This window comes from Paenibacillus sp. NRS-1781, from assembly GCF_050467745.1.
GTDB lineage: Bacteria > Bacillota > Bacilli > Paenibacillales > Paenibacillaceae > Paenibacillus > Paenibacillus terrae_A.
Window position 1 is genome coordinate 21,456 of sequence record NZ_JBITPI010000065.1, and the last position, 26,321, is coordinate 47,776.

Below are 26,321 nucleotides of genomic sequence, written 5' to 3' on the forward strand. Positions count from 1 at the left end.
CTTTTTTTAGTTATGAGAGAAGGTGAAGCTTATAAGGAGAGTATACGGAGTTTATAAAATTTTATCGGAAAGCGGGAGTTTAGCTTTGTTCCCTATTTTTAAGCCTACCACCATCATCGTACATATGATCATAGCCAGTATGAATAAGGTGGGCATAAACGTCTGAAAAACGTCGAGGCTCAGCCCGATCAAGGCAGGTCCCAGAGAGCCTATCAAATATCCCCCAAATTGCATCATGGCAGACCATGAGGTGGCTTCCTCTGTATGCCCTGCTTCTTCGATTGGAATAAGTAGCGCTAAAGGAAACAGTCCACCAGCGCCAATGCCCAGGAAAATAGCAGCCACCCAAGGAGAAGAGTGTAACATCAACAAGACAATGCCGATCCATTCAGATAGACCACATAGAAGCAGCCATGTTGTTCTGTTTCCTGATTTACCAGCAAGAAGTGGGATGAAGAAGCTTACCGGGATTTGAATCAAGGTAAATAGGGTAAGCACCATTCCGGCTTGAGCATGATTTAAACCGGCAGCTTGCACGATGGGGGCCAACCAAGCAGTCACAGCGTAAAAAACACCCGCCATACAGCCAAAAAATAAAGTAAATAAATGTACCCGTTTATTCCTGATCGAGAAAGACGAACTCCGCAGGTTTTTTGCAGGAGCTTCTCTTTTTTGGAGCAGGGGGAGAAGGAGTAGCACGGCGGGAACCGCTAAAATGCTCCAGAAGCTCAGAGCGTGCTGCCAAGAGTCCATTTGCTGGAAAAGTGGGACGGAAAAGCTGGATGCAACGGCTGCTCCAATCACCATGGAAACGGAATAAAGCCCGGTTAACCCTGGTTTCTCGGGGAAATATTTTTTGATAAACCCCGCAACCAAGGGGCCTGCGATTCCGATACCTATTCCAGAAAATATAGCGGTAGCGAGCAGGAAGGAAGTATGTTGAACGAACATGCGCAGGAACGTGGCGATGAGGATCAACAGCATGGCTACAAGCAAAGACCTTTCAACACCCAAGCGATGCTGGAGCCAGATCGATGACAGAGAGAAGAGGCCCATACAGAAAATAGGCAGCGCCGTGATTAAACTGGCGGTCACCCCGCTTAATCCCAAATGAGCTTGGATGATATCTAATAAAGGCCCGACGGAAGTAATGGAGGGTCTTAAATTTATGGAGATAAAAAATATAATCAGGATGAGATACACCAAACGCATACAAAACACCTCTTTTCTTCAACATTGAACTCATTGTAGATTTCATTCTATAATAGATCAATACTATTTATTCTATATAAACAATAGTTATAGACTATGGTACGAAGGGAGATTCCATGGAAATTCGGCAATTGCAATATTTTCTTCGATTGTGCAAAGAGCTGCATTTTTCTGAGGCCGCCTACAAGCTGGGGATTTCGCAACCCACGCTGAGCCAGCAAATACGGGTATTAGAGGATGAGGTGGGGGTCCCTTTGTTCGACCGTATCGGCAAGAAAACCGTAAAGACGGAAGCAGGCGAGCTTTTGGAGCACTACGCTTCACAGGTCATTCAGCAATTGGAAAATGCAAAAAACGCCATATCGGATCTGACCCATCTCCATACCGGTCATTTGCGTGTTGCGGTTCTGCCCTCTGACCTGGATTATCGGCTGACTCCTGTACTGATCAGCTTTCACAAGGAGTTTCCTCATACGAAGGTTCAGGTCATTCCCTCGATTGATATTTACAATGAAGTGCTTGATAATAAAGTGGATATTGGAGTAGGCTTGGGCATTCATTCGGATCATCGTTTGCACCGCATCCCTTTTTATACGGAAACGCACAGCTTGTATGTAAATACAGAACATGATTTAGCAGATCAAGAAATGATTGTACCGGAAGACTTGGCAAACCTGTCTTTAGTGATGTATCCCAAAGGATTTGTCGGGCGTGACCTGGTGGATCGTTGGTGTGAAGATCAAGGTATTTTGATCCATCCTTTGATGGAAACAGGCTCAGCAACGTCTCTGTTTCAACTGGTGAAGGAAGGCATAGGAGCTACGATTCAGCCGAGCCAATTAATTGAAAGCTTCGGATCACTGGGGATTCGCGCGATTCCGATCAAGCATGCGCCTACCCGACATTTGGAAATGTTTTATCGTGTAGATAAATATGTAGGGCCAGCCGCAAAAGCCTTTATTCAAAAAATGGAGACGTTTTTTACAAATTGAAATCCAAAGTGAGGAACCTTGAATGACGACAAAACTATACTACTCTTCTCCGACCCTTACGGAGTGGGAGACTCATATTACACGCAGCATGGAAAGAGACGGCGGATATGTTGTTATGCTGGAGGCAACGGCCTTTTACCCGCATGGAGGGGGTCAGCCATGTGATACGGGAACGATTCAGGGCGTTCCGGTGGTGGATGTTTTTTTGGAGGAGGGCGATATTTGGCATCGGGTCGAATGTTTGCCGGAGGATGAAAAGGTAGCTTGTACGTTGGATTGGGAGCGCAGATTTGATCATATGCAGCAGCATAGTGGACAGCATTTGCTGTCGGCCATTTGTCTGGAGCTGCTGGGAGCGCGGACGGAAAGCTTTCATCTGGGACAAGAGTACGCCACGATTGATGTAAACTGTTCCGAGCTGACACCTGCGCAGTTATCCGCCATTGAGCAGGAAGTGAATCGGCAAATCTATAGTAACCGCAGCATCCAAAGTTATGTTGTAACGAAGGAGCAATTGAAGGATATTCCACTTGTGAAAATGCCTAAAGTAACGGAGGATATCCGCATTGTCGAGATTGAAGGTATTGAATACAATGCTTGCGGCGGTACACATGTCGGCCGAACCGGGGAAATCGGAATGATCAAATGTCTGAAATGGGAGAAGCAGAAGGGGCTGGCGAGAATCCATTTTAAATGCGGCGTTCGCGCGCTTCAGGATTTTAACGAAAGTCTTCAGATTTTGGACGTGCTATCTGCGAGGTTTAATACCGGGCGCAAGGAGGTTTTGACCCGCTTTGAAAAGTGGGATCAGGAGCACAAGCAGCTCAAGGCGCAAGTGGACATTCTGCAAGAAGAAAATACTTCGTATCAGGCAGCAGAGCTGCTTTCTGCTGTTCAGGGGAACGTTTTGGCTCATATTTTTGAACAAAAAACCCTTCAGGAATTACAGCAAATGGCTGTCAAGCTGACATCTGAGCATGATTTACTTGTAATATTAGCCACAACAGCAGAAAACAAAATCATTCTGACGCATAGCGGCACACAGGATGTTGCCTGCGGGGCGTATTTTAAAGAGCATCTAGGCGCATTTCAGGGAAAGGGTGGCGGCAGCAACCAATCGGCTCAGGCAGCGTTCTCGTCCCGTGAAGGCCTTTTGAACTTTTTTGAAACCGCCCAGCGGCAGTTTATTCAGGGCTAATGCAGGATTAGTGGCTCAGGGGCAGCTTCCACTTATGTTCTTTTTCCGTAAATAAAATAAAAGAAAAAATGAGTGCAACCACAGCGCCCCAGATGGCTTTATCTCCAATAGCCAACGTCAAAAATCCTCCCAGAAAAGCCCCGGCCAGAAAGGTGATCAGGATGACACCGTAACGCATGGCACGAATGGCAGCATTCGTGTCCTTGGTCGTAATGGCGATATACATCGCCTCTGTCGCAGATCGGAGGTTCCCCGTGCTGACGGTGGAGGTGTACGGCGCATCAATGAGCTTGCGGAAGGAAGTCATTTGTACGGAAGCGACGAATGAGACGACCACCGTCACCACCGTATTGGGAACCGACTGGGGAATCAGACCCACGATGAAAAAAACGAAAATTTCCAGCAGTAGAATGGCACGGGCCCAGTCCGGTGTCAGGCGGTGGGTGGATTTTCTCTTAATCCTCTCAGCTATAAAAACACCCAGTGAAAAGGCGATCAGGGGCGGGATATGGGCTAACGCCTGACCCCAGTTTCCCTGAATGGCTTTGACAGCCAGCAGTACGATATTGCCTGTCTGTGCATTGGCGAACACGCCATCTCTTCCGACAAACGTGTATGTGTCCAGAAACCCCCCTACTAAAGAAAGTAAGGCGCCCAGTCGTAACGATTCGGACGTTACTTGATGTAAATGGATTTTGCCTTTCATATTCACGGCAGAAGCCTCCTATGCTACAACGTCGATTCCTCTAACATAGCACGACTATTCTGATTCGACAATTCCATTGGACACTTCGGCACGAAAAATAGGTGTAAAAGGAGAAGAAGTCATGGAGAATAAAGGATTTGTGGAGGCAATTCGCAGCATGACTGCGGGCGAACAAAGATTATGGCTAATAGACATCATACAAGTGACAGAAGCTGTGAAACGGAACGAAGCTTCTAAAGATGATTTGTATAAGCAAGTATCAGAGTTATATGACTACTTGCTTGAGACTCAAAACAGACGCTCATGGTGGGAGCCTGACGAGGGTGGCACGCAGGTATATATCGTGATTGGCGATTCTTTTGCAGGGAGTATGAAAATAGCACTCAAACAACTGGGATGGGAAGATACACATCGGGTTATTTCTTTTCGGGATAACTATGCCATCGGCCCATTGTGGCAGCTTCAGCAGGAAATGGGGCGCAGGCAACGGCGGGAATGGTTCAGAGATCATATTTATGATGAGTATGAAGAGGATGCTGAAAGGGATGATTTTCTGTTGCTGGAGCAGTTTGCTGCTATTCCAGCACAGGCGGACATTACGATCTGGACGGGAAACAATGTGCCTGAGCAGGTGGGGCTTCGTTTGAGCATGTACCTGCTGAGGAATAGGTCTAACGATATTCGGATTAAAAATGCGGCAGATGCTACAGGCTTACGATCAGGCGAGATATCTGCCGACAAACTACAAGCCATTCTCAGTCGAGAGGACAAGGGTATTTTTTTAACACCAGAAGAAAGAGAACGAATGGCGGAAGAATGGTGTGAGCTGGCGATGCAGCACGAGGTGTTACGTATATGGAAGGATGGAAGCATCGTTAATGTAGAAGAAAACCACTATGATGCCTATATTTTGAGTAAGGTGGATAAGTTGCACAAGCAGCAAGCACAACCTGATTTTATCAAATCAGCAAGAGTGATCGGAGAAGCTATGGGACACCTGGATCAGCAGATGGGAGATGAATTTTTCGAATATCGACTCCGAGCCTTGGTCTATAATGGAATGTTGGAAATCAAAGGGGTTCCAGGAGCCATGAGACGTTATAGTATTAGAAAGAAAGCATCTCCAGGTCCAATAAAAAAAGGAACTGAGAATGCTTGATCGAGTCATATGAAAAATAGAACGCTTTGCGTCATGAGTACGAATTGTACTTTGGGCAAAGGCGTTCTTTGGCATGTTAGCAGTCTGTGTCCGTGCTGGTTTAACCAGGTTATTGCTGCTCAATGGCTGGCAGAACTTCAATCCAGCGGGTAGCCCAAGTCCCGATATGGTCAAACAATGGCGCTAAATCGCGTCCCTTATCCGTAAGGGAGTATTCGATCCGAACCGGCTTCTCTGGATAAACCATACGTTGTATGATTCCTTCTTCCTCAAGCTCCTTCAAGCGATCGGAAAGGACCTTCCCGCTTAAATTGGGGATTGAATTCTCAATAGCGACAAATCTTTGCGGACCGTTAGTTAGTTGAAACACGATTAATACCGTCCAACGTTTGCTCAGTAGCTCCATGGCTTTTTCAAACCGTGGGCACATTTGCGGAATGTTCATGTGATCACCTCATGCTCCTATTATTAACGATCCACTGTTAAAAGTAAATGAATTTACTTTACATAAATTTATAACTTGACGAAATCGAATGATATAAATATACTTTGTTACATAAAGTAACTTGTTGGATTCGATACGGACTATATATATGCAAAATGCTCATATATGAATACTTAAAATTTGATATTATAACAGTACAATTTAATTGACAGGTACGGACTAATTGTTGAGGTCATGGTTTAGGTGTAGGAGGAAGTCAGATGAAGCTGGAATGTGAAGTATGCATAGTTGGAGGAGGACCAGCCGGGGCCTTGCTGTCCTGTTTGCTGGCGGAGCAAGGTGTTTCGACGATATTGGTTGAGCGGCAGAGCGTGGTGGGAAAGGCTTTTCGCGGCGAAATTTTAAATGATGAGGGTCAGCAAGTGATCCAAAAGCATAAGCTGCTCGAACAAATTCATGAGGACTACGTCCTCGCTTCGACGAGAATCGAATATTGGGAGCATCAGCAGCAGGTGAAGACGATTGAGCCAGCGGTCGGTAATGTAGGGGTCCATATTCCACAGCCTTATTTTTTGGACGCTTTGCTCAAGCAGGCTTCAACGTACGAGTCCTTTCGTTATTTGGCGGGCACGACAGTGACTGCGCTGGAAGGCGATAGCGAGCAGGGATACACGGGCTTGACCGCTTGCGATAAGAACAGCGATGAGGTTATAATTCGCAGCTCTGTTATTGTCGGGGCAGATGGTCGCTATTCGACCGTGCGCAAGCTGGCGCAGATGCCAGTCACGAATTTCAGACACGGCTATGATTTGCTGTGGGCCAAAATTATGGCACCTGCCGGATGGGAGCCTGTCACACGTCTGGCATTGGTCAACGGTCGGCAGTTGTCTTTATTTTCACAGGCTGAGGGCTATATTCAAATTGGCTGGAACGTAGATGAAGGCAGCTTCCAGACCTTGTTCAAGCAGTCTTTCGAACCGTTCATACACTTGTTAGTTGAGACTTTCCCGGATTTAAAGCATAGCGTACATGATCAGATTCGTTCGTGGAAGGACTTCGTACCGTTGGATATTTTCAGCAGCCGCAGCGATACGTGGTCGCGGAACGGACTGGTCCTCATTGGAGATGCGGCGCATACCATGACACCTACCGGAGCCTTTGGCTTGAACGCAGCCTTGAAGGATGCCGATGTACTGGCGAGTGAGCTTCTTCGTTTGCGTCAGGAGGGTGGATATACTGGAGCGGGCCTAAAGGCGTTCGAAGACGAGCGGCGGCAGGCTGTCACAGAGCTTCAGGAACGACAGTTGACGATGGAATCCACGTTTCATGAACATTTTTTACAAGCAGAAAATCAAATCATATAGAAGTAGGCTTATAAAGGATGGTGCAGAGAGATGAACCAAAAAGACGTAGCTACGCTACTTAATGATAAAATTCAAACGATTCGCGGAGAGCAATCCTCCACGATTTTGGTAGGGCCGATTAAGCTGCCAGTCAATATGGAAGGGGAAACGGTTGTTTTTCAATGGTATTGCTGGTTGCCTGTACGGGATGAGGAAGATCGTCAGGACTTGCTGAATGCCACCGCTGACACGATTGTGAAGCGTTTGTCCACACTGAATTTGGCAGAGGGGCAGCAATCGAGCGTACTGGTGTACGGCGATCTTCAACAGTCGGAGAATGCGCTTGTTCGTATGCATAGTATTTGCCATACTGGAGATATTTTTGGCAGCAAGCGTTGTGATTGCGGATTTCAGCTCCACCAGTCCATGAAAATGATTGTGGAGCACGGAACGGGTGCGTTGTTCTATCTGGCGAACCATGAGGGCCGTGGAATTGGCTTGTTTAGCAAAGCAATGGCTTACATTTTGCAGGAGGAAGGCATGGACACCGTTGAAGCCAACCACCAATTGGGATTTGAAGATGATACTCGGAATTATGCGGATGCGATTAGTGTGCTCCGTCACCTGAGACAAAAACCGGTAACCTTGATTACGAATAACCCTAAAAAGCTGGAAGCCTTGAAGCAATCGGGTATGAATGTCGCAGGGCGTATGCCGTTGTGGGGCGATGTGTCGCAATATAATGAACGGTATTTAAATACGAAGGTGGAACGGTCCGGCCATTTGCGGGATTTCGATTTCAGGGAGGTACTATGACCACTCACGAGAAATATATGCGCCTGGCGCTGGAAAATGCTAAAAGTGCAAAGGGACAAACGGAACCGAATCCGCTCGTCGGTTCGGTCATTGTGAACAACGGTCGCATCGTCGGGATCGGCGCTCATCTGAAGCCCGGCGAGCCACATGCGGAGATTCATGCTTTGCGTATGGCGGGTGAACATGCTCAGGGAGCGACGATTTATGTGACGTTGGAGCCGTGTTCCCACCATGGACGGACAGGCCCGTGCGCGGAAGCGATTGTGAAGGCGGGCATTCGTCGGGTCGTTATTGCGGCGCTGGACCCTAATCCGCTGGTTTCGGGCAGAGGGGTACAAATTTTGAAGGATGCGGGCATTGAGGTCATCGTTGGGGTATGTGAGCAGGAATCTGTCCGCATGAATGAAGTGTTTAACCAATATATCGTGAGCAAGCGTCCTTTTATCACGATCAAATCAGCGGTGACGCTGGATGGCAAAATGGCCACTCGAACCTCGGAAAGCAAATGGATTACGTCCGAGGTGGCACGAGAGGATGTGCATCGCCTTCGTCACGAGCATGTAGGGATACTGGTCGGTGTACAGACAGTCATTCACGATAATCCGCAGCTAACCACTCGTCTGCCAGAAGGTCGGAATCCGATTCGTATTATTCTGGACAGCACGCTACGCATTCCTTTGGATGCACGTGTTATTACAGATGGCGAGGCGCCTACCTGGATATTTACAGGCCGTGCTTATGATGAAGTCAAGCGGAGCCAACTGGAACAGTTGGGTGTAAAGGTATATTCGACACAGGATGAAAACAGTGATCGGGTCAACCTGCCGCAAATGCTGGATATTCTGGGCACAAATGAGGTATCTTCGGTGTTCGTGGAGGGCGGGGCCGAGGTGAACGCTTCGTTCGTGCAGCAAGGACTGGCAGACAAGCTTGTGCTGTACATTGCGCCGAAGCTGGTTGGAGGGCGCGGAGCACCGGGCTTTCTCGGGGGAGAAGGCGTGTCCGCCATGAGCGATGCGGTTAAGCTACAAGATTTGAGCGTAACGCAGGTTGGCGTGGATTGGAAAATAGAAGGGTATTTTGGGCGGGACAAATGAGTGAGGTTGTGGGCGGGAGAAAGCGCTCCGCGAAGGGGTTGATCTTCCGATCGCTGTTGCAGTGGGATTCTTCGGATTGTATAAGACATGTAGAGGTAAGAATCCCACTGCAAAGGCGAACGCTCACGCTTCTCCAGATTCAACCCCTCCGCTCCGCTACTACCCGCCACAAAGTAACTCATTTTTTCGAAATGGGGTAGGGCATGGGGGAAGGGCGAAAGATTTAAGGACTTTAAAGACTTTTAAAGATTGAGGATCTGAAGGGCTAAAAAGCCTGGAGGATTCTTTTTTTATATACTTAACGTTTATTAGGGTGAATGGTTAATGGGATGAATAACTCATAAGGTGAATGTCTTATGGGGTGAATGGTATTCGATAGTGTAATCATCGTAGAACCAAGAAAAGCACAAAGGACTGTCCCCGGTAGAATACCGACTACAGTCCTCTATAGTAGCTTAAGCCAAATGTCTACAATTATGGGATCAGTTCATAACGGGTCGGCGGGCCTTCGCTTATTCCTAGCCGTTTAAGCTCCTCCATGTTGTACAAGAGGTTGGATACCCTGATCATGATTATTCGAATGCACAGGCACTGTTATAATAAACAAAAAGCTAACCGCGACGATCAGCGGCACCATTTTTTTTAACATTATTTGACCACGCCTTTTCAATAAATTTTGAGAACTCCACCTTGATTTCATCCATTGCGTAGGATTTAAAATGGTCGAATAGACCCATACAGTTTATAAAATAGGTATCATTTTTTAGTGTAATTGCTTTTAGTGTCGCAGATTTTAAATGTTTAAAGCCATCACTATACATCCCTTTGTATAGATAGTAATAGGCCAACTCATAACCAAAATACGCCAGATAATTCGGTGAAACTTGTTGAGTGTACATATCAGCAGATGCTGGTAATTGAGCAAAAGAATTAATGTCTCCTTCAAATTGTGAAAGTACATCATCGACATCTATTGTATATCGGTTAGCAGCTATCATAATGTTCAGAAGTTGGATAATCCTATCTTCTTCAGCTGTATCTGAAGATGCAGCAATATATTCAACATAATCGTGTAGCACACTTATATCTCCAGATAAAAGCTTATTCACGACAGTATTAGCTTGCGCCCAATGCTTGAACAAGCTGACCCAATGCAAGGTATTTTCTTCCGTCTCTATGACCCAGTCTAAATCGGTATAGGCGTAAGTAAATTGTAGGGCTTGCTCATAATCACCTTTGGCTTCACAAGTACTCGCACACAATAAGTCGGCATAGGCAATGTACACAAACATGGGACGACTCAACTGCTTAACCCGATCTTCACGCTTCCGATTTTTCTGCTGATGTTTCAGTGTATATTGAATTTCCGCTTTTCCTCTCATGATCTGAGCCGTTTCATAAAGCATGTCCCATTCATCTAAAGAACGATACACGTTCGCCAAATCTTTTAGCGCGTCCAGTTGCTCTATCTCGTCCAAACGTTCGACAAAGGGTTCAAATCGAGTAGCTGCCTTGAGATTTTGATTCTTATCGTCTCCAACTTGAATCGTAAACAGTCGATACTGACAGATGGCCAAGCGTTCAGAGTGCTGGTACTTCTCGGCCTCTGCAACTCCTTTATAGAGGAACAGCGCAGCAGCACGTCGACCTTGTGCGAATAATGTTTCTGCTGCATCAAACAGCTTCGGGGAATAGAGCAGGTTGTCCATGATGTGTCCAACTATACGCTGAATCGCTTCCAGCTTATCCAGTTCAGCACAGCGATACAATACCGGTTCAATTCGCCGCCAATCCGGGGAACGTTCGATGATGTAATGATCTATGTATCGTTCGTGAAAATAACCTTCTGGCAATCCCATAGCCAGCGTGATTCGATCCACTTGATGTATTGCCACAGGGCGATGCTTAGTAATCCAAGTATTAAGCGTCCTTTGATGTACGCCTGAACGATCTGCTAATTCTGCTACAGTCAAGTCATTTTGCTTTAGATAATCTTCCAGCTCCGCTAAAATCGTAGGTGTATGTTCCAAGTCATAACCACCCTTCGTACAAAAAATCCAAATTTTATAATTACACCTCAAATTATTGTCCAAATATTAACATGTGTCAATGCAATTTTTCCATTATCCGCATGGATTATAACCAATTAATTGTAAAAAATCAGTTCGGTTTACAGTGTGTCTTATTTACTTTTTATGGAGTCGTAATACTTTCGCCATGTTCGTGAGTGCGGGTGTGCGTGATAATGATAAAGGCTGATACAGAAAGATATTACCGAGGTGAGGATTTCAAATGGTCCCGCAGTGCCTGCCTGATCGGGTGAGGTATCCTGTAAATCTGATGTATCCACCAAATGGGTTCGAATCCCAATCGCCTTCCAAGCGACTCATGGTAGAGTATTCAAAAAAATCGAAAAAAACCACTACAAAGACCCTAATGAGTATCCCATGTCTGGTCCACATGACAGAGACGGGGAGGTGGCTATGCGGTCAGCGGATACCGGAGAGAGCAAGCGCCGACAGGCCCCGAGGCTTCGGGAGTGCGAATTCACAGTTGATATTGGACTGATGAATTCCATCCTCGCAACACGGGAACAGGCGGCACCTTCCTTTCACCTTAAGCTTGGCCCCGCCCGCCACCCCGAAGGGATGCTCTGCAAGGGTCACTACCCCTACTACAACGAATAAAAATGAAGAATCCTCATTTTAAAAGTATGTTGATTTTAAGGCGGGCAACAGCGATCGGAAGATCAAATGGACTGCGGAGCCGCCACACGTAGAAAAAAGCACACTTTTAAGCTGAGGATTTTAAATACTAGGAGTGATACGATGTTTAAGAAAATTACGATTAAATCGGATGAGCGCGGACTGTTGTTTACAAAGGGAAGCTATCACAAGCTGCTGCTGCCGGGAACTTACGTAATGAAGACATTTCAGCAGGAAACGGTTGAAATTTTAAATGTTGCCGAACCATTTTTTGTACAGGATCATGATATTCGTTTGTTTTTGAAGGATTCCGTTCTGCTGGAGCAATTGAGTGTCGTCGATGTAGAGGATTATGAATATGTGCTGCATTATGAGGATAATAGGTTCGTGGAGCTGCTGCCCGCTGGTAAATATGCTTTTTGGAACGTGCTCAAGGAGCATCGTTTTGTTCATGCGGATACCCGGCAGCCGGCGATTGACAAGGCGTTGGGTCAAGCCTTTTTGGCCAAGACACAGGGCTACTGGAAGGCGCTTCAGGTGGCAAGCTATGAGCTGGGCTTCCTGTATTATGATAACGTGCTGCAAGGCGAGCTGAAGCCGGGTAAATATTATTTCTGGATGTCGGCGGTGAACACGGAGATCAGAACGATAGATTTGCGTCAGCAGCAGATGGACCTGATGGGGCAGGAAATCATGACAGAGGACAAAATCACACTGCGCCTGAACTTCGTCTGTCAGTACCGCATGGTTGACCCGCTGCGGGCGCTGGAATTTCGGGCATTCGAGGAGCAAATGTACATTATGCTCCAGCTGGTGCTGCGTGAGTATGTCGGAACGATGAAGCTGGATGATTTGCTGAAAATGAAGCAGGAAATTGCGGAATATGTCTTGACCCGATTGAATGAGCAAAGCGGCGAATATGGGGTTGCTTTTACGTCGGCAGGGGTGAAGGATATTATTTTACCAGGGGATATCAAGGATATTTTGAACACGGTGCTGCTGGCAGAGAAAAAGGCTCAAGCCAATCTCATCACACGGCGCGAAGAAACAGCGTCCACTCGTAGTCTGCTGAATACCGCCAAGCTAATGGACGAAAATGCCACCCTCTACCGTCTCAAAGAGCTGGAGTTTTTGGAAAAAATCTGCGAGAAGATTGGTACCATTTCACTGACCGGCGGGAATACGCTGCTGGAACAGTTGAACTCGCTGGTCCACATGAAAGAAGGACAAGGGACCGTATAGAGGGATAGCGGCAGGTTTCACGCCCCTTAACGCAAAATACCACCCAAAAGATGAGCGCGAGACGGCTCAAGCTTTGGGTGGTATTTTACATCAATACGCTTAATTCGTCTTGGTCGAAGCGAGAAAAGCGTCCATATCGATAACCGGAACGAGAGCACCCTGATGCTCCAGTACGGTAGGAAATAGCTCGCGTTGCCACTCTTCCTCGTTGCTTTTCAACTGGTTGTCCAGGTCGGAAGCGGTATCTTCCACCTGATCGACGAGCAGAGCAATTTTTGCCCGGCTGAGCAAAATCATTTTATCCTCAGAGGACTCGCTTGAAGCGGGGAGCAGCAGTTTTTTGCGCAAATTCAGGATCGTAAATACATCGCCGCGAATGGTGACCATTCCTTCATGCCATGGCTCGGAAAAAGGAAGCGGTGTTCCTTTCCGGGCATTCATGACTTCTTCCACTTCTACAAAGTTTAAAGCGAACGTTTTGCTCGCCAGTTTGCACACAATAAATTCGGACATAGGCCAATTCTCCTTACATTTCAGATAAGACTACCACAGGCTGTGAAGTGACGGTAAAATGGGGTAACTATTGCGTTTTAACAAATGGAAAGATAAAGTTGAAGGTGCTATGTAGCCAGGTTCTATTCACAGAATATCACAAAATAGCAGTTAAATCTTCCAAATGGCCAAGGTATCGTATCCGGTGGCACTACATTTTAAGATAAGCGGGTTGAGGTAGAATGGATCATGAAAAGCAGCGTCTAAGTATCGAAGCAGCCAGATTATACTATCTGAACGACTATAGCCAGCAAGAAATTGCAGTCAGACTCGGGGTTTCGCGTCCCACGGTATCGCGGTTGCTTCAAGCTGCCAAGGAACAGGGTTATGTGAGAATCAGTATTGTGGATCCGATGGAGGATATGGATGAGCTCGGAGAGCAGGTCAAGAAGAAATACGGGCTGGATACCGTTCTGGTCTGCTATTCGCCGTTAAATGAATATCAGGAGATCAAGAAGCATATTAGCAAAAAAGCTGCCGATTATTTGCATGAAACGGTACAAGATGCAGATATTATTGGAGTGACGTGGGGAACGACGATGCATGCGGTGGCGCTTCATCTCCAGCAAAAGCAGGTGAAGGGCGTCGAGGTCGTCCAGCTCAAAGGAGGCGTAAGCCATTCGCATGTCAACACGTATGCCGTGGAGACGGTGAATTTGTTCGCGGAAGCCTTTCACACGATTGCACGGTATTTGCCGCTGCCTGTGATTTTTGACAGCCACGCCGTCAAGAAAATGGTCGAGGAGGATCGGCACATCCAGCGTATCATTGAGCTTGGCAAGCAGGCGAACATTGCCGTGTTTACGGTGGGGACGGTCAAAGAGGATGCGCTGTTGTTCAGATTGGGCTATTTTAACCATGAGGAGCAGAAGCTGCTGCAAAAAATCGGCAAGGGCGATATTTGCTCACGTTTTTTTGATGATGAGGGCAATATATGTAGTCAGGAAATTAACAGTCGTACCGTCGGCATTGATTTGCCTGATTTGCGCAAGAAGGAGAAGGCGATTCTCGTTGCCGGAGGACAGCGCAAAGTGGAGGCCATCCGGGCATCGCTGCTTGGTAAGTATGCCAATATTTTAGTGACGGATCAGTTTACGGCACAGGCACTTTTACAGTAGACATTTGGTTCGGCGTGAGACTGTATAAGCTAAGTGGACTGTAGGTACCGTCTCATGTGCAGGCTTGAACATAATTTCAAAATGTGTTTTACATATGTTCAATGTCGTGCTATGATGGTCTTATCACAGAGAAGTAAAGGACATTGGTCCTAATACGATCTCTCTAATGAAGGAGCGTTTAGAGAATGAACATTGCAGGATTGATCGACCATACGTTGTTGCGTGCAGACGCGACGAAGGATGAAATTACAAAATTGACCGCTGAGGCGAAGAAATATCAGTTTGCTTCCGTATGTGTGAACCCGGCCTGGGTAGCTTACTCCGCAGAGCAACTGACAGGAACAGGCGTGAACATTTGTACCGTTATCGGTTTCCCGCTGGGAGCCAATACGACGGCAACGAAAGCGTTCGAAACGAAGGATGCTATTGCCAACGGTGCAACTGAGGTTGATATGGTTATTAATATAGGCGCTTTGAAGGCACGTGATTTACAGCTCGTTGAGCAGGACATCCGTGCAGTCGTGGAAGCAGCCGCAGGTACACTGGTAAAAGTAATTATTGAAGCATGCTTGCTGACAGATGAAGAAAAGGTACTGGCTTCTGAGTTGTCCGTGAAAGCGGGAGCGAATTTCGTGAAAACGTCGACAGGCTTCTCTACTGGCGGAGCAACTGCGGAAGATGTGGCTTTGATGCGCAAAACCGTAGGACCTGAGATTGGTGTTAAGGCTTCCGGCGGCGTACGCAGTCTGGAGGACGTACAGAAATTAGTAGAAGCGGGCGCAAGCCGTATCGGTGCAAGTTCCGGTGTGACAATCATCGAGGGCCAGCAGTCTACATCTTCCTACTAAGATCATCTTAAAGTCATGGAGGGATTCGCGATGAAGGATCAATTGATTCAGGAAGCGCTTGAGGCGCGTAAACAGGCATATATTCCGTATTCAAATTTTCAGGTCGGTGCTGCGGTTCTCGGAAGCGATGGCACGGTTTATCGCGGATGTAATGTAGAAAATGCCTCCTACGGCTTATGCAATTGTGCGGAACGGACAGCGATTTTTAAAATGGTATCTGAAGGCTGTCGTAAAATTGATGCCATTGCGATTGTAGCAGATACGGCAGGACCTGTGTCTCCATGCGGAGCCTGTCGTCAGGTGATTTCCGAATTTGCTCAACCAGATACCAAAGTGTATCTGACCAACCTTCATGGCAACACGGAAGAGTGGACGGTGGACCAACTACTGCCGGGTGCTTTTCGTCCTGCTGATCTGGGGAAATAAAAAAAAGAATGCCTCTTTCGGGGCGCATTCTTTTTATAGGTAATGTAAGCGCTTAATGTAATAAGGGGGAAATTAAAATGAAATATGTAATCGCTCTGTTGGGGCTGATCGTTGTATTTGCACTTACTTACGTTGCCAGCAGTGACAAACATAAAATCAGGTATCGTCCGCTGGTCGTTATGGTTGTTTTACAGGCGGTGCTGGCTTTTGTATTGCTGTATACAGAGATTGGTGAAATTCTGGTCAAAGGTTTTGCAAAAGGGTTTAATGGTCTGATTGGATATGCTATGGAAGGAATTAACTTTGTATTCGGCGGGATTGCGAATGAAGGAGCTGCGCCGTTCTTTATCGGTGTACTGCTACCGATCGTGTTCATATCCGCGCTGATTGGGATTTTGCAATATGTAAAAGTGTTACCTTTTATTATTAAATATATCGGGCTTGTCTTGAGCAAAGTAAACGGAATGGGTAAACTGGAATCTTACAACGCTGTAGCTTCCGCTATTCTGGGTCAATCCGAGGTGTTTATTTCCGTTAAAAAGCAAATTGGTTTCCTGCCAAAGCATCGACTGTATACGCTGTGTGCGTCTGCGATGTCTACGGTGTCTATGTCGATTGTGGGGGCGTACATGCAAATGTTGAACCCCAAATATGTGGTTACCGCTTTGGTATTGAACCTGTTCGGCGGCTTTATTATCTCTTCGATCATTAATCCGTACAAGATTGAGAAGGAAGATGATTTGCTGGAGGTTCAGGATGAAGAGAAGCAGTCCTTCTTCGAAATGCTCGGGGAGTATATTATGGACGGTTTCAAAGTCGCTATTACGGTAGCTGCGATGCTGATCGGTTTTGTGGCGCTGATTGCCATGGTTAACGGAATTTTCTCTTGGGCGCTTGGAATAAGCTTCCAATCATTGCTTGGCTATGTGTTTGCGCCTATCGCTTTTGTCATGGGTATTCCATGGAGCGAAGCGGTTCAAGCAGGCAGTATTATGGCCACCAAGCTCGTGTCTAATGAATTTGTGGCGATGCTGGATCTGACCAAGCAAACGGGCTTGTCGGAGCGCACGGTCGGGATCGTATCGGTATTCCTCGTATCTTTTGCAAACTTCTCGTCCATCGGTATTATTTCCGGGGCTGTGAAGGGTCTGCATGAGAAGCAGGGGAATGTGGTGGCCCGCTTTGGTCTGAAGCTGTTGTACGGCGCGACGCTGGTTAGCGTGCTGTCGGCAATTATTGCAGGGTTGTTTTTGTAAAAAAAACAGCGAGTTAGGAAAGGAATTTCATCATGTCTAAATTCAAACGGATTCACTTGGTTGTCATGGACTCTGTGGGGATCGGCGAAGCGCCGGATGCTGCCCAGTTTGATGATTACGATGTAGATACACTGGGTCATATTGCCCGCGAACGTGGCGGTCTGAACATGCCCAATATGGGTAAGCTTGGTCTGTCCAACATTCGTCCTATTGAAGGGGTGCAAGCCGCTGAGAAGCCGCTCGCGTATTACACTAAAATGCAGGAAGCGTCCAACGGAAAGGATACAATGACCGGACATTGGGAAATTATGGGCTTGAATATTGCGGTTCCTTTCCGCGTATTCCCCGATGGTTTTCCAGATGAGCTGATTCAGCGCATTGAGGAGCATTCGGGCCGCAAAGTCATTGGCAACAAGCCTGCCAGCGGAACGGAAATCATGGATGAGCTGGGCGAGGAGCATGTGAAGACAGGAGCGCTCATCATCTATACATCGGCGGATTCGGTGCTGCAAATTGCGGCGCATGAGGAAGTTTTACCTTTAAAGGAGCTTTATGAGATTTGCGAGTTTTGTCGTAAAATCACGCTGGAAGATCCATACATGCTGGGCCGGATTATTGCGCGTCCGTTCGTAGGAGAGGCCGGTAACTTCTCCCGCACCTCCAATCGCCATGATTATGCGCTCAAGCCGTTTGGTCGTACCACGATGAACGAGCTGAAGGATGCAGGTCTGGATGTGATCGCATTGGGTAAAATCTCCGACATTTATGACGGCGAGGGTGTGACAAAAGCAGTGCGCACCGTGTCTAATATGGACGGTATGGATAAGCTGGTGGCTACGCTGGATGAAGATTTTACCGGATTAAGCTTCTTGAATCTGGTCGACTTTGATGCTGTATACGGTCACCGCCGTGATCCGCAGGGATACGGTCAGGCTTTGGACGATTATGATGCCCGTCTACCAGAGGTATTCGCTAAAATGACGGATGAGGATCTGTTGATCATCACCGCAGACCATGGGAATGACCCGACGTATCGGGGAACGGATCATACACGTGAATATGTGCCTCTCTTGGTATATTCCCCTCGTTTTGCAGCTGGAGGCAAGGAGCTTGCGATACGTAAAACGTTTGCGGATATCGGAGCGACGGTAGCGGATAACTTTGGTGTGAAGCTGCCTGAACACGGAACGAGCTTTTTGGCAGAACTTCAATAGTCAGGACGCAAGCAAGATTACAAGGAAGATAAATAAGTAACGATATAAATAACGATATAAGCATGGACAAATGGGACGGAGGAATAAAAACATGAGTGTACACATTGGAGCCAAGCCTGGAGAGATTGCAGAAACGATTTTGCTGCCAGGAGACCCGCTGCGGGCGAAGTTTATTGCTGAAACGTATCTGGAAGATGTAACATGCTACAACGAGGTGCGCGGAATGCTCGGATTTACGGGAACGTATCAGGGCAAACGCCTGTCTGTACAGGGAACCGGAATGGGACTGCCGTCCATCAGTATTTATGTCAACGAGCTGATTAGCGAGTACGGTGTGAAAAACTTGTTCCGCGTAGGTACATGCGGCGGGATGAAGGAGCATGTGCATGTTCGTGACGTTATTTTGGCACAGGCTTCCTGCACGGATTCCGGCATGAACCGCCATATTTTTGGCGGCTACGACTATTCGCCGATTGCCAGCTTCCCTTTATTAAAGGGCGCTTATGATCGCGGTGTTGCCAAGGGCTTGAAGATGCATGTCGGTAACGTGTTCAGCTCGGACAGCTTTTATCGTGATGACAAATCAATTACACAAAAGCTGATGGAATACGGCGTACTGGGTGTGGAGATGGAGACTTCGGCATTATACACGCTGGCAGCCAAATTTGGCGTAAACGCGTTGACGATTCTGACGGTAAGCGATCATTTGCTGACAGGTGAGGAAACGACAGCGGAAGAACGGCAAACGACCTTTAAAGAAATGATGGAAGTTGCCCTGGATACAGCAATATCCCTGTAAACGATCATACGCACAGTGAGGAGAAATGACATATGAGAATGGTAGACTTGATCGAGAAAAAGCGTGATGGAAAAGAACTGACAACTGAGGAAATTAATTTTATTATCCAAGGCTACACGCAGGGGGAAATTCCTGACTATCAGGTGAGTGCGTTAGCGATGTCCATTTTCTTCAAGGATATGACTGAACGCGAACGCGCCGATCTGACGATGGCGATGGTTCATTCAGGGGATACGATTGACTTGTCTGCAATTGAAGGCGTGAAGGTCGATAAGCACTCCACTGGCGGCGTGGGTGATACGACAACGCTGGTGCTGGCTCCGCTCGTAGCGGCTTTGGATATTCCGGTAGCGAAAATGTCAGGTCGCGGCCTCGGACATACCGGAGGAACGATTGACAAGCTGGAGGCTATTGCAGGCTTCCACGTAGAAATCAGTAAAGACGAATTCGTGGATCTGGTCAATCGCAGTAAAATTGCGGTCATCGGACAAAGTGGCAACCTAACACCTGCGGACAAGAAGCTGTATGCGCTGCGTGATGTTACCGCTACAGTAAACTCGATTCCGCTGATTGCCAGCTCGATTATGAGTAAAAAAATCGCTGCCGGTTCTGATGCCATCGTACTCGATGTGAAGACAGGTGCAGGTGCGTTCATGAAAACCGTCGATGATGCCAAAGAACTGGCACATGCGATGGTAAGCATCGGTAACAATGTCGGCCGCAAAACGATGGCTGTCATTTCCGATATGAGTCAGCCGCTGGGTCTTGCCATTGGTAACTCGCTGGAAGTCAAAGAAGCGATTGATACACTGCGCGGTCAAGGACCAAAGGATCTGGAAGAGCTGTGTATGGCCTTGGGCAGTCAGATGGTATTTTTGGCTGGCAAAGCCAATTCCCTTGAAGACGCCGAAGAGAAGCTCAAAGAAGTCATTCACAACGGCAAAGCACTGGAGAAATTCAAAGAGTTTATTGCAAACCAGGGCGGTGACGCTTCGGTTGTGGATCATCCGGAACGCTTGCCACAAGCACAGTATCTCATCGAAGTGCCTGCGAAGCAGGATGGTTTGGTGGCTGAAATCGTGGCTGACGAAATCGGTACCGCTGCGATGCTGCTTGGAGCAGGACGCGCAACCAAGGAATCCGAGATCGATCTGGCTGTCGGCCTGATGCTGAATAAAAAGGTCGGCGATGCTGTAAAAGTGGGCGATTCATTGGTTACCATCCATGCGAACCGTGAAGATGTAGCCCAAGTGCTGGAGAAAATCTACGCGAACATCCGTATTGCGGATCACGCCGAAGCTCCCGTACTGATCTACGGAACGGTGACAGAGTAAAATACAAGTTTGAAAAATATGACAGCCGGACTCATAATAGATATGAGTCCGGTTTTTTGTATAGTAAGGCAGAAGGGCATCATAGAGGGGGAGAGATATGTTCGAATTATACAGCGATGTCCGGGGAACGGCCTATGAACGGCTGATTGATTATGCTATAGAACGAGCGGACACTTTTATGCTAGGCGTACATGAATGGGAGACTGAGGACATGGATATTGATTTCGATACGACTATCATGTTCAAGGAACTGTTACAGCAATTGAATCCATTTTTGCTGTCGACGCATTCCTATGAGGAAATGAGAAGAAAACATGCTATAGCTTATACACAAGGAACGTTCTATCGATACCAATGTACGCCGGAGGCGGGAGAGCTGTTAAAGCGAGCAGCGTCCAGCCTGTTTTCCTGGATGCATCCGAAAGTACCTGAGGATTTGTGTTTCCAGAATGCCGAAGGAGAGGATTGGATCATTAACATTGCTCACGAGCGAATAGGCAGACTGAACATGGGTAGAGAAGAGGCCGCTGCATTGGAGGAGCTTATCCCCGGTGTGTTCATTCACAAGCCTGAGCATCAGAATATAGATGCTTTTCTGAACGATGCCATCCGGCATCAGCCAGATCGGTTGGAGTTGATGGGGTTTGCTTTGACGGAGATACCGGAACGGATCAGGGAATTACGTTTATTGAAGCATCTCACTATTTTCGAGCAGGACATCTGGACACTTTCGCCCGCTTTATTTGAGTTAGATTCGTTGGAGTCACTGACGATACAAGTAGCGGATCTGGAAGAGCTACCAGCCAACATTGCCAAGCTAACACGACTCAAAAGCTTGAGTATCGCTTGTGGGAGCTATGACCGTCCAGCACCGGATTACAAGGTGATTCCCAAGGATGAGTTGTCATTCCGGCATTTGCCGCCAGAGATAGGAGAGCTACAGCAGTTGGAGTATCTTGATATTCAATATAGCGGAATTCGTACACTGCCCCCTGAAATACAAAATCTGAAAAATCTGCGCTCCTTAAATGTTGTGAACGGATTGATTGGATCTGCCCCCGATTTTATATTCAAAATGACCTGGCTGGATCGTTTTCTTGTGGAGGATAAGCCGTTCCATCTGTGTAATCACGGCGACGACTAAATGGTATGGAAAATGGCTTATATCGTTTAGGATTCAGCATAGTTCTATGAAGGAGGAAATGAAATGGTAGATAAGTGGGCTTGGATGGGGGTCGCAGGGGCAATTGTGGGGTATGCCACTTTTGCCAGTATGAGCGTCCCGACATCAACGATTACAGAAGTAAATCAGAGTCATTCGACGGTTCCGCTTAGTACGCAGAATGAGCAAGGAAGCGCAGCGAAACGCATTGTACATGATCAGGAGATGCAATTTGAGGGGCCTGCTCATACGAACTTTACATTTGAAGAGGGACGGAAGCTGTATATCAGCATCAAGAATACAGGGAAGCAACCTATACGATATAAGCTTAAAAGCGCGGGTACGTCAGGCTTGTCAGGTCAGACAGATGGATTTTCCAGCCGAACGTTGCAGCCGGGAGAACGGCATGATCTGTTGTTGGTAAAGCCGGAGGAACAAAATGAAGCAACGAAGGATTCCACAACTGAGCTGATTTTGGATGTAAATACGGATGATGGCTCCAAAGGATCAGTGAAAACCTTCGCGTATATTACGCTGTAAGCCCCTTCCATATGGGCACGACATGCGGTCATTAGCCTACTTATGTTACAATAGAACGGTTGAAGACTTAATGAACAGAATAGGTCAGAGCAGAAAGCAGAAGCAGAAAGGATGACCCGTTGTGCCCAAAAACCAAGAATACGGTAATCAGAAAATGTCACGGAGGCTGTCACTCACAGCCATTTTACTTGCACTTACATTTGTAGCTCTCGCTGGCTGCGGCCAGGATAAGAATGCTGAAACTGTCGAGACCGGAAGCAATACAAGTGCGATAGAGCATAGAGCTAATGCGGATCGTAGTGGCTCAGCCCCAAATGAAAAAGTCGCGAAAGAGAGCGATAGTGCGGAAAACAACGGAAATGACGCGGAAAAGCCAAGTCCATCGGCCCCGGCTACTTCATCGGATGTTTCTTCCTCCCCAAAATCCGCCAATCCATCCCACAATCCTTTTGAGGCAGCAGGTATTCAGGACCCTAAGGCATTTTTGAACACGTTCAAAGCGTTGCAGAAGGCTGTTGCCGACAATGACAAGGAAAAGGTGGCCAATTACATTTTCTACCCTCTGCGCGTCAACGACAGCGAAAAGGCACTAACCATTCCGAATAAGAAAGAGTTCATTGCCAAGTACGATCAGATTTTTACGGACGCCATTCGTCAAGCATTGGTGAATCAAAAGACAGACGACTTGTTTGTCAATTATCAGGGGGTCATGGTTGGCTCGGGCGAGTTGTGGTTGAGAAGAGCTACAGACAATCCGAAGCTTTTTGGAGTTTTTTCGGTCAATCTTGAAACGGTCGCCAATTAAGCAGTTCCTCGTGTATGAAAATAGTTTGTAAGCAGTCGGGAACATTCGAATGTTCCTGACTTTTTATCCCCTCTTATCCCCTCAAGCTAGCGAAGCACAGATCATCCATGCCAAAAAAAGGTTTGACAACGCTCATAAACTCTCGTATTATATCTACATAACTCATTAAACAGGTAGGAATTAAAGAATTAAAGTATGATTTCGCCATTATGGCGGAGAACCTCTAGGAACAGCAGGCAGACACTTGTCCAAGCGACAGGTTTGACCTATCAGGGCTGCATCAGGGAATTCTCCGCTCTTTTTTTTGAATACGTCTGTCAATAACAGGCGTAAATGAATTTGTTTTTATTAATTACATAGAATTAGGAGGGTTTTGATGAAAGGGAAATGGAAAAGTGGACTTATTCTTGGGCTATCAGTGGTTTTGACGTTGACGTTAAGTGCTTGCGGAGCAAGCAAAGGAGAAACACAGGCGAATGGCAGCTCTGCTGCGGGTTCCAAGGATGTGGAGCTGCTCAATGTTTCTTATGACCCGACCCGTGAGCTGTATGAGGCGTATAACAAGGCGTTTGCCGCCCACTGGGAGAAGGAGAAAGGGCAGAAGGTTACGATTAAGCAATCTCATGGAGGGTCTGGCAAGCAAAGCCGTTCTGTGCAGGATGGGCTGGATGCGGACGTAGTTACCCTGGCTCTGGGCTACGATATTGATGCGTTACAGGAAAAAGGGCTGATTAAAGAAGGATGGCAAAATAAATATGAGCATAACAGTTCTCCATACACTTCAACCATCGTGTTGCTGGTGCGTAAGGGCAATCCGAAAGGAATTAAGGACTGGGACGATCTGATCCGGGGTGATGTGCAGGTCATTACGCCGAACCCCAAGACGTCAGGTGGGGCCCGCTGGAACTACCTTGCGGCATGGGCCTATGCGCTCAAGAAAAATAATAACGATGAAGCTAAAGCCCAGCAGTTTGTACAGGAGCTATACAAGCATGTGCCGGTACTGGACAGCGGAGCGCGTGGAGCGACAACGACCTTTGTGGAGCGCGAGATTGGTGACGTGCTGATCGCTTGGGAGAATGAAGCGCTGCTTTCCGTGAAGGAGCTGGGTACGGATAAATTCGATATCGTGTATCCGTCGATCAGCATTTTGGCCGAGCCTCCGGTAGCAGTGGTCGATAAGGTTGTGGATAAAAAAGGTACACGCGAGGTAGCAGATGCGTACTTGAAATATTTGTACAGCGAAGAGGGGCAAACCATTGCTGCCGAGAACTATTATCGTCCAACGCTGGATAGTGTAAAGGCGAAGTTCAAGGATCAATTTCCCAAGCTGGAGCTGGTGACCTTGAAGGATGTATTCGGAACGTGGAAGGAGACGCAGCAAAAGCATTTTAGCGACAAGGGCATCTTTGACCAAATTTATGTACCTGGAAGTTAATGGATTTCAGAGAGGGATGGACAGAACATGAGTCAAGTGCAAGTCACCCGAAAACGCGTACTTCCCGGGTTCGGGTTAACGATGGGATATAGTGTGCTGTACCTCAGTCTGGTGGTGCTGGTGCCTTTATCGGCGCTGCTTCTGAACTCAACCGGACTGACGTGGGAGAAGTTTTGGGATGTGGCGACTGACGTCAGGGTACTGGCTTCTTACAAGGTAAGCTTTTTGTGCGCTGCGGCTGCGGCGCTGATCGATCTATTCCTCGGCTTGCTGATCGCCTGGGTGCTGGTGCGTTATGAGTTTCCGGGAAAACGGATTTTTGATGCGGTGATTGATCTGCCCTTTGCTTTGCCCACGGCGGTTGCGGGTGTTGCCTTGACAGCTCTCTATGCGCAAAATGGCTGGATCGGTTCGTTGTTCGAACCGCTTGGCTGGAAGATGGCATATTCGCAGACGGGCATTACGCTCGCGCTGATGTTTATCGGCATCCCGTTCGTCGTGCGGACGGTCCAGCCGGTGCTGGAGGAACTGGACAAGGACGAGGAGGAGGTCGCTGCTACGCTGGGAGCCAGCAGATGGCGCACCTTCCGCAGCGTTATTGTGCCGGAGCTCGTGCCGCCGCTGCTGACGGGCTTTGCGCTTGCCTTTGCCCGTGGCATCGGGGAGTACGGCTCAGTCGTCTTCATTTCCGGCAATATGCCGATGAAGACCGAGATCGCTCCGCTGCTCATTATGTCCAAGCTGGAGCAAAATGACTATGCAGGAGCTACGGCGGTAGCCTTGATGCTGTTGGTCATTTCATTCCTGCTGCTACTGGTGATTAACAGCATTCAGCGCTGGTCGCGGCGCCGTACCATCTAACGTTATCACGCAGGACAGTATGTGTTTGATTCATACGATAGCGGTACATCCGCTATTTAAGGAGGAAGAAACATCATGTCACAAGCGATAACCGGACAGGAGCTTACCCATGCACCTGTGCCTTCATCTGCACCGCCCAACAGGGCTACAACCGAAGCCCCTTGGGTGAAGTGGACGCTGATCGGTGCCGCTTTTCTGGCTTTGCTGTGGGTGCTGGTACTGCCGCTGATCGTCGTACTTACCGAAGCGCTCAAGCAGGGCTGGGGCGTATACGTTGAAGCGTTACGCGACCCCGATGCCATGTCGGCGCTGCGGCTGACGCTGCTGGTGGCAGCCATAACGGTACCTCTGAATACGGTATTTGGCGTAGCGGCCGCTTGGCTGATTACAAAGTTTCAATTTCGTGGTAAGGGCTTGCTGGTCACCCTGATTGATTTGCCCTTTGCCATCTCTCCTGTCGTCGGTGGATTGATGTATGTGCTGGTATTCGGCGCACAGGGCTGGCTTGGGCCGTGGCTGGACGAGCATGATATCAAAATTATTTTTGCCTTGCCGGGCATTATTTTGGCGACGCTGTTCATCACCTTTCCTTTTGTGGCGCGAGAACTTATTCCAATGATGGAGGATCAGGGACAGCAGGAAGAAGAAGCCGCTGTCATGCTGGGCGCACGCGGCTGGCGTATTTTCTGGAAGGTGACGCTGCCGAACATCAAGTGGGGCCTACTGTATGGGATTATTTTGTGTAATGCGAGAGCCATGGGTGAATTCGGGGCGGTGTCCGTCGTCTCGGGACATATCCGTGGAGAGACGAATACATTGCCGCTGCATGTGGAAATTTTGTATAACGAATATCAGTTCTCGGCATCCTTTGCGGTGGCTTCACTGCTGTTGTTACTGGCTCTCGCTACCTTGGTGCTTAAAAGCTGGTTTGGGCGCAAACGGGTTCATTAATGAAACGCAGGAACGTACTTGATTTCACAGGGTTTCTCTTCGCGTCTATCGTCGATGTTTGGCGATAAGATGGGAAGGGAGGCCCTTGTTCTAAGATGACTT

The 26,321-nt window shown here is 47.6% G+C and carries 25 protein-coding genes; 20 read left to right on the forward strand and 5 right to left on the reverse strand.

Features of this window, described 5'->3' with window-relative positions; translation table 11 throughout:
* Nucleotides 1–51 precede the first annotated feature (51 nt).
* A complete protein-coding gene (locus tag ACIFO6_RS21940; RefSeq protein WP_430043870.1) occupies nt 52–1,212 on the reverse strand; it encodes a CynX/NimT family MFS transporter in 1,161 nt (386 codons plus the stop codon).
* 116 nt (nt 1,213–1,328) lie between these two features.
* On the opposite strand from ACIFO6_RS21940, the gene ACIFO6_RS21945 reads away from it, so the two are divergent.
* Nucleotides 1,329–2,204: a LysR substrate-binding domain-containing protein gene (locus ACIFO6_RS21945; protein WP_430043872.1), complete on the forward strand. Its 876-nt coding sequence runs from the start codon at nt 1,329–1,331 to the stop codon at nt 2,202–2,204.
* 22 nt (nt 2,205–2,226) lie between these two features.
* Complete coding sequence (locus tag ACIFO6_RS21950) at nt 2,227–3,402, forward strand: alanyl-tRNA editing protein (RefSeq protein WP_430043874.1); 1,176 nt, start codon at nt 2,227–2,229, stop codon at nt 3,400–3,402.
* A 7-nt stretch (nt 3,403–3,409) separates the two neighbouring features.
* Here the strand turns inward: ACIFO6_RS21950 and ACIFO6_RS21955 are convergent, their stop codons facing one another.
* Nucleotides 3,410–4,114, reverse strand: a complete 705-nt coding sequence (locus tag ACIFO6_RS21955; RefSeq protein WP_430043876.1) for a YoaK family protein — start codon at nt 4,112–4,114, stop codon at nt 3,410–3,412.
* Nucleotides 4,115–4,229: 115 nt separating this feature from the next.
* Here ACIFO6_RS21955 and ACIFO6_RS21960 point away from each other — a divergent pair, with 115 nt between their 5' ends.
* Nucleotides 4,230–5,267: a DUF1835 domain-containing protein gene (locus tag ACIFO6_RS21960; RefSeq protein ID WP_430043878.1), complete on the forward strand. Its 1,038-nt coding sequence runs from the start codon at nt 4,230–4,232 to the stop codon at nt 5,265–5,267.
* A 109-nt stretch (nt 5,268–5,376) separates the two neighbouring features.
* Here the strand turns inward: ACIFO6_RS21960 and ACIFO6_RS21965 are convergent, their stop codons facing one another.
* Nucleotides 5,377–5,712, reverse strand: coding sequence for a winged helix-turn-helix transcriptional regulator (locus ACIFO6_RS21965; protein WP_069290443.1), 336 nt, complete (start codon nt 5,710–5,712; stop codon nt 5,377–5,379).
* Nucleotides 5,713–5,972: 260 nt separating this feature from the next.
* Here ACIFO6_RS21965 and ACIFO6_RS21970 point away from each other — a divergent pair, with 260 nt between their 5' ends.
* From ACIFO6_RS21970 to ribD, 3 genes are read left to right on the forward strand one after another with little or no spacing between them, the layout of a single operon-like run.
* Complete coding sequence (locus tag ACIFO6_RS21970; RefSeq protein WP_430043880.1) at nt 5,973–7,076, forward strand: FAD-dependent monooxygenase; 1,104 nt, start codon at nt 5,973–5,975, stop codon at nt 7,074–7,076.
* A 30-nt stretch (nt 7,077–7,106) separates the two neighbouring features.
* Complete coding sequence (locus ACIFO6_RS21975) at nt 7,107–7,871, forward strand: GTP cyclohydrolase II (protein ID WP_430043882.1); 765 nt, start codon at nt 7,107–7,109, stop codon at nt 7,869–7,871.
* Nucleotides 7,868–8,968 carry a bifunctional diaminohydroxyphosphoribosylaminopyrimidine deaminase/5-amino-6-(5-phosphoribosylamino)uracil reductase RibD gene (gene ribD / locus ACIFO6_RS21980; RefSeq protein WP_430043884.1) on the forward strand — a complete coding sequence of 367 codons (1,101 nt, stop codon included), beginning with the start codon at nt 7,868–7,870 and terminating at the stop codon, nt 8,966–8,968. The genes ACIFO6_RS21975 and ribD overlap by 4 nt, the downstream gene beginning before the upstream one ends.
* Before the next feature lie 611 nt (nt 8,969–9,579).
* On the opposite strand, the gene ACIFO6_RS21985 is transcribed toward ribD, so the two are convergent.
* The gene (locus tag ACIFO6_RS21985; RefSeq protein ID WP_430043886.1) at nt 9,580–10,998 is read right to left on the reverse strand and encodes a helix-turn-helix domain-containing protein; all 1,419 of its coding nucleotides are present in this window, start codon (nt 10,996–10,998) and stop codon (nt 9,580–9,582) included.
* 798 nt (nt 10,999–11,796) lie between these two features.
* Between ACIFO6_RS21985 and ACIFO6_RS21990 the strand changes: the two genes are divergently transcribed.
* Nucleotides 11,797–12,915 carry a slipin family protein gene (locus ACIFO6_RS21990; protein WP_430043888.1) on the forward strand — a complete coding sequence of 373 codons (1,119 nt, stop codon included), beginning with the start codon at nt 11,797–11,799 and terminating at the stop codon, nt 12,913–12,915.
* Between the two features lie 99 nt (nt 12,916–13,014).
* On the opposite strand, the gene ACIFO6_RS21995 is transcribed toward ACIFO6_RS21990, so the two are convergent.
* Nucleotides 13,015–13,428, reverse strand: a complete 414-nt coding sequence (locus ACIFO6_RS21995; RefSeq protein WP_430043890.1) for a chemotaxis protein CheW — start codon at nt 13,426–13,428, stop codon at nt 13,015–13,017.
* A gap of 221 nt (nt 13,429–13,649) precedes the next feature.
* On the opposite strand from ACIFO6_RS21995, the gene ACIFO6_RS22000 reads away from it, so the two are divergent.
* The 13 genes from ACIFO6_RS22000 (at nt 13,650) to cysW (ending at nt 26,219) form a co-directional block, all read left to right on the forward strand.
* Nucleotides 13,650–14,585, forward strand: coding sequence for a sugar-binding transcriptional regulator (locus ACIFO6_RS22000; RefSeq protein ID WP_430043892.1), 936 nt, complete (start codon nt 13,650–13,652; stop codon nt 14,583–14,585).
* A gap of 185 nt (nt 14,586–14,770) precedes the next feature.
* The gene (gene deoC, locus ACIFO6_RS22005) at nt 14,771–15,433 is read left to right on the forward strand and encodes a deoxyribose-phosphate aldolase (protein WP_430043893.1); all 663 of its coding nucleotides are present in this window, start codon (nt 14,771–14,773) and stop codon (nt 15,431–15,433) included.
* 30 nt (nt 15,434–15,463) lie between these two features.
* Complete coding sequence (locus tag ACIFO6_RS22010) at nt 15,464–15,859, forward strand: cytidine deaminase (protein WP_404520749.1); 396 nt, start codon at nt 15,464–15,466, stop codon at nt 15,857–15,859.
* A 77-nt stretch (nt 15,860–15,936) separates the two neighbouring features.
* Nucleotides 15,937–17,115 (forward strand): NupC/NupG family nucleoside CNT transporter, encoded by a 1,179-nt coding sequence (locus ACIFO6_RS22015; RefSeq protein WP_430043897.1) that lies wholly within the window; start codon nt 15,937–15,939, stop codon nt 17,113–17,115.
* A 32-nt stretch (nt 17,116–17,147) separates the two neighbouring features.
* On the forward strand, nt 17,148–18,329 hold the full coding sequence (deoB, locus tag ACIFO6_RS22020) for a phosphopentomutase (RefSeq protein WP_430043899.1): 1,182 nt from the start codon (nt 17,148–17,150) through the stop codon (nt 18,327–18,329).
* Nucleotides 18,330–18,420: 91 nt separating this feature from the next.
* Nucleotides 18,421–19,128, forward strand: a complete 708-nt coding sequence (gene deoD, locus ACIFO6_RS22025) for a purine-nucleoside phosphorylase (RefSeq protein ID WP_025686143.1) — start codon at nt 18,421–18,423, stop codon at nt 19,126–19,128.
* 32 nt (nt 19,129–19,160) lie between these two features.
* Nucleotides 19,161–20,462, forward strand: coding sequence for a pyrimidine-nucleoside phosphorylase (locus ACIFO6_RS22030; protein ID WP_430043901.1), 1,302 nt, complete (start codon nt 19,161–19,163; stop codon nt 20,460–20,462).
* 97 nt (nt 20,463–20,559) lie between these two features.
* Nucleotides 20,560–21,606, forward strand: coding sequence for a leucine-rich repeat domain-containing protein (locus ACIFO6_RS22035; protein WP_430043903.1), 1,047 nt, complete (start codon nt 20,560–20,562; stop codon nt 21,604–21,606).
* 63 nt (nt 21,607–21,669) lie between these two features.
* A complete protein-coding gene (locus ACIFO6_RS22040) occupies nt 21,670–22,164 on the forward strand; it encodes a hypothetical protein (RefSeq protein WP_430043905.1) in 495 nt (164 codons plus the stop codon).
* Between the two features lie 121 nt (nt 22,165–22,285).
* A complete protein-coding gene (locus tag ACIFO6_RS22045; RefSeq protein WP_430043907.1) occupies nt 22,286–22,969 on the forward strand; it encodes a hypothetical protein in 684 nt (227 codons plus the stop codon).
* A gap of 376 nt (nt 22,970–23,345) precedes the next feature.
* On the forward strand, nt 23,346–24,407 hold the full coding sequence (locus ACIFO6_RS22050; protein WP_430043908.1) for a sulfate ABC transporter substrate-binding protein: 1,062 nt from the start codon (nt 23,346–23,348) through the stop codon (nt 24,405–24,407).
* Nucleotides 24,408–24,434: 27 nt separating this feature from the next.
* The gene (gene cysT / locus ACIFO6_RS22055) at nt 24,435–25,268 is read left to right on the forward strand and encodes a sulfate ABC transporter permease subunit CysT (RefSeq protein ID WP_430043909.1); all 834 of its coding nucleotides are present in this window, start codon (nt 24,435–24,437) and stop codon (nt 25,266–25,268) included.
* A 75-nt stretch (nt 25,269–25,343) separates the two neighbouring features.
* Nucleotides 25,344–26,219 carry a sulfate ABC transporter permease subunit CysW gene (cysW, locus tag ACIFO6_RS22060; RefSeq protein ID WP_430043910.1) on the forward strand — a complete coding sequence of 292 codons (876 nt, stop codon included), beginning with the start codon at nt 25,344–25,346 and terminating at the stop codon, nt 26,217–26,219.
* Nucleotides 26,220–26,321: the final 102 nt, after the last annotated feature.

Bases quoted from the DNA above. Each gene is read 5' to 3' on its own strand.
- ACIFO6_RS22015 (WP_430043897.1), top strand. From the start codon at position 15,937: ATGAAATATGTAATCGCTCTGTTGGGGCTGATCGTTGTATTTGCACTT.
- deoC (WP_430043893.1), top strand. From the start codon at position 14,771: ATGAACATTGCAGGATTGATCGACCATACGTTGTTGCGTGCAGACGCG.
- ACIFO6_RS22000 (WP_430043892.1), top strand. From the start codon at position 13,650: ATGGATCATGAAAAGCAGCGTCTAAGTATCGAAGCAGCCAGATTATAC.
- ACIFO6_RS21990 (WP_430043888.1), top strand. From the start codon at position 11,797: ATGTTTAAGAAAATTACGATTAAATCGGATGAGCGCGGACTGTTGTTT.
- deoD (WP_025686143.1), top strand. From the start codon at position 18,421: ATGAGTGTACACATTGGAGCCAAGCCTGGAGAGATTGCAGAAACGATT.
- ACIFO6_RS21950 (WP_430043874.1), top strand. From the start codon at position 2,227: ATGACGACAAAACTATACTACTCTTCTCCGACCCTTACGGAGTGGGAG.
- ACIFO6_RS21995 (WP_430043890.1), bottom strand. From the start codon at position 13,428: ATGTCCGAATTTATTGTGTGCAAACTGGCGAGCAAAACGTTCGCTTTA.
- cysT (WP_430043909.1), top strand. From the start codon at position 24,435: ATGAGTCAAGTGCAAGTCACCCGAAAACGCGTACTTCCCGGGTTCGGG.
- ACIFO6_RS22050 (WP_430043908.1), top strand. From the start codon at position 23,346: ATGAAAGGGAAATGGAAAAGTGGACTTATTCTTGGGCTATCAGTGGTT.
- ACIFO6_RS21970 (WP_430043880.1), top strand. From the start codon at position 5,973: ATGAAGCTGGAATGTGAAGTATGCATAGTTGGAGGAGGACCAGCCGGG.
- deoB (WP_430043899.1), top strand. From the start codon at position 17,148: ATGTCTAAATTCAAACGGATTCACTTGGTTGTCATGGACTCTGTGGGG.
- ACIFO6_RS22030 (WP_430043901.1), top strand. From the start codon at position 19,161: ATGAGAATGGTAGACTTGATCGAGAAAAAGCGTGATGGAAAAGAACTG.
- ribD (WP_430043884.1), top strand. From the start codon at position 7,868: ATGACCACTCACGAGAAATATATGCGCCTGGCGCTGGAAAATGCTAAA.
- ACIFO6_RS21975 (WP_430043882.1), top strand. From the start codon at position 7,107: ATGAACCAAAAAGACGTAGCTACGCTACTTAATGATAAAATTCAAACG.
- cysW (WP_430043910.1), top strand. From the start codon at position 25,344: ATGTCACAAGCGATAACCGGACAGGAGCTTACCCATGCACCTGTGCCT.
- ACIFO6_RS21940 (WP_430043870.1), bottom strand. From the start codon at position 1,212: ATGCGTTTGGTGTATCTCATCCTGATTATATTTTTTATCTCCATAAAT.
- ACIFO6_RS21945 (WP_430043872.1), top strand. From the start codon at position 1,329: ATGGAAATTCGGCAATTGCAATATTTTCTTCGATTGTGCAAAGAGCTG.
- ACIFO6_RS22035 (WP_430043903.1), top strand. From the start codon at position 20,560: ATGTTCGAATTATACAGCGATGTCCGGGGAACGGCCTATGAACGGCTG.
- ACIFO6_RS21965 (WP_069290443.1), bottom strand. From the start codon at position 5,712: ATGAACATTCCGCAAATGTGCCCACGGTTTGAAAAAGCCATGGAGCTA.
- ACIFO6_RS22010 (WP_404520749.1), top strand. From the start codon at position 15,464: ATGAAGGATCAATTGATTCAGGAAGCGCTTGAGGCGCGTAAACAGGCA.
- ACIFO6_RS22040 (WP_430043905.1), top strand. From the start codon at position 21,670: ATGGTAGATAAGTGGGCTTGGATGGGGGTCGCAGGGGCAATTGTGGGG.
- ACIFO6_RS21960 (WP_430043878.1), top strand. From the start codon at position 4,230: ATGGAGAATAAAGGATTTGTGGAGGCAATTCGCAGCATGACTGCGGGC.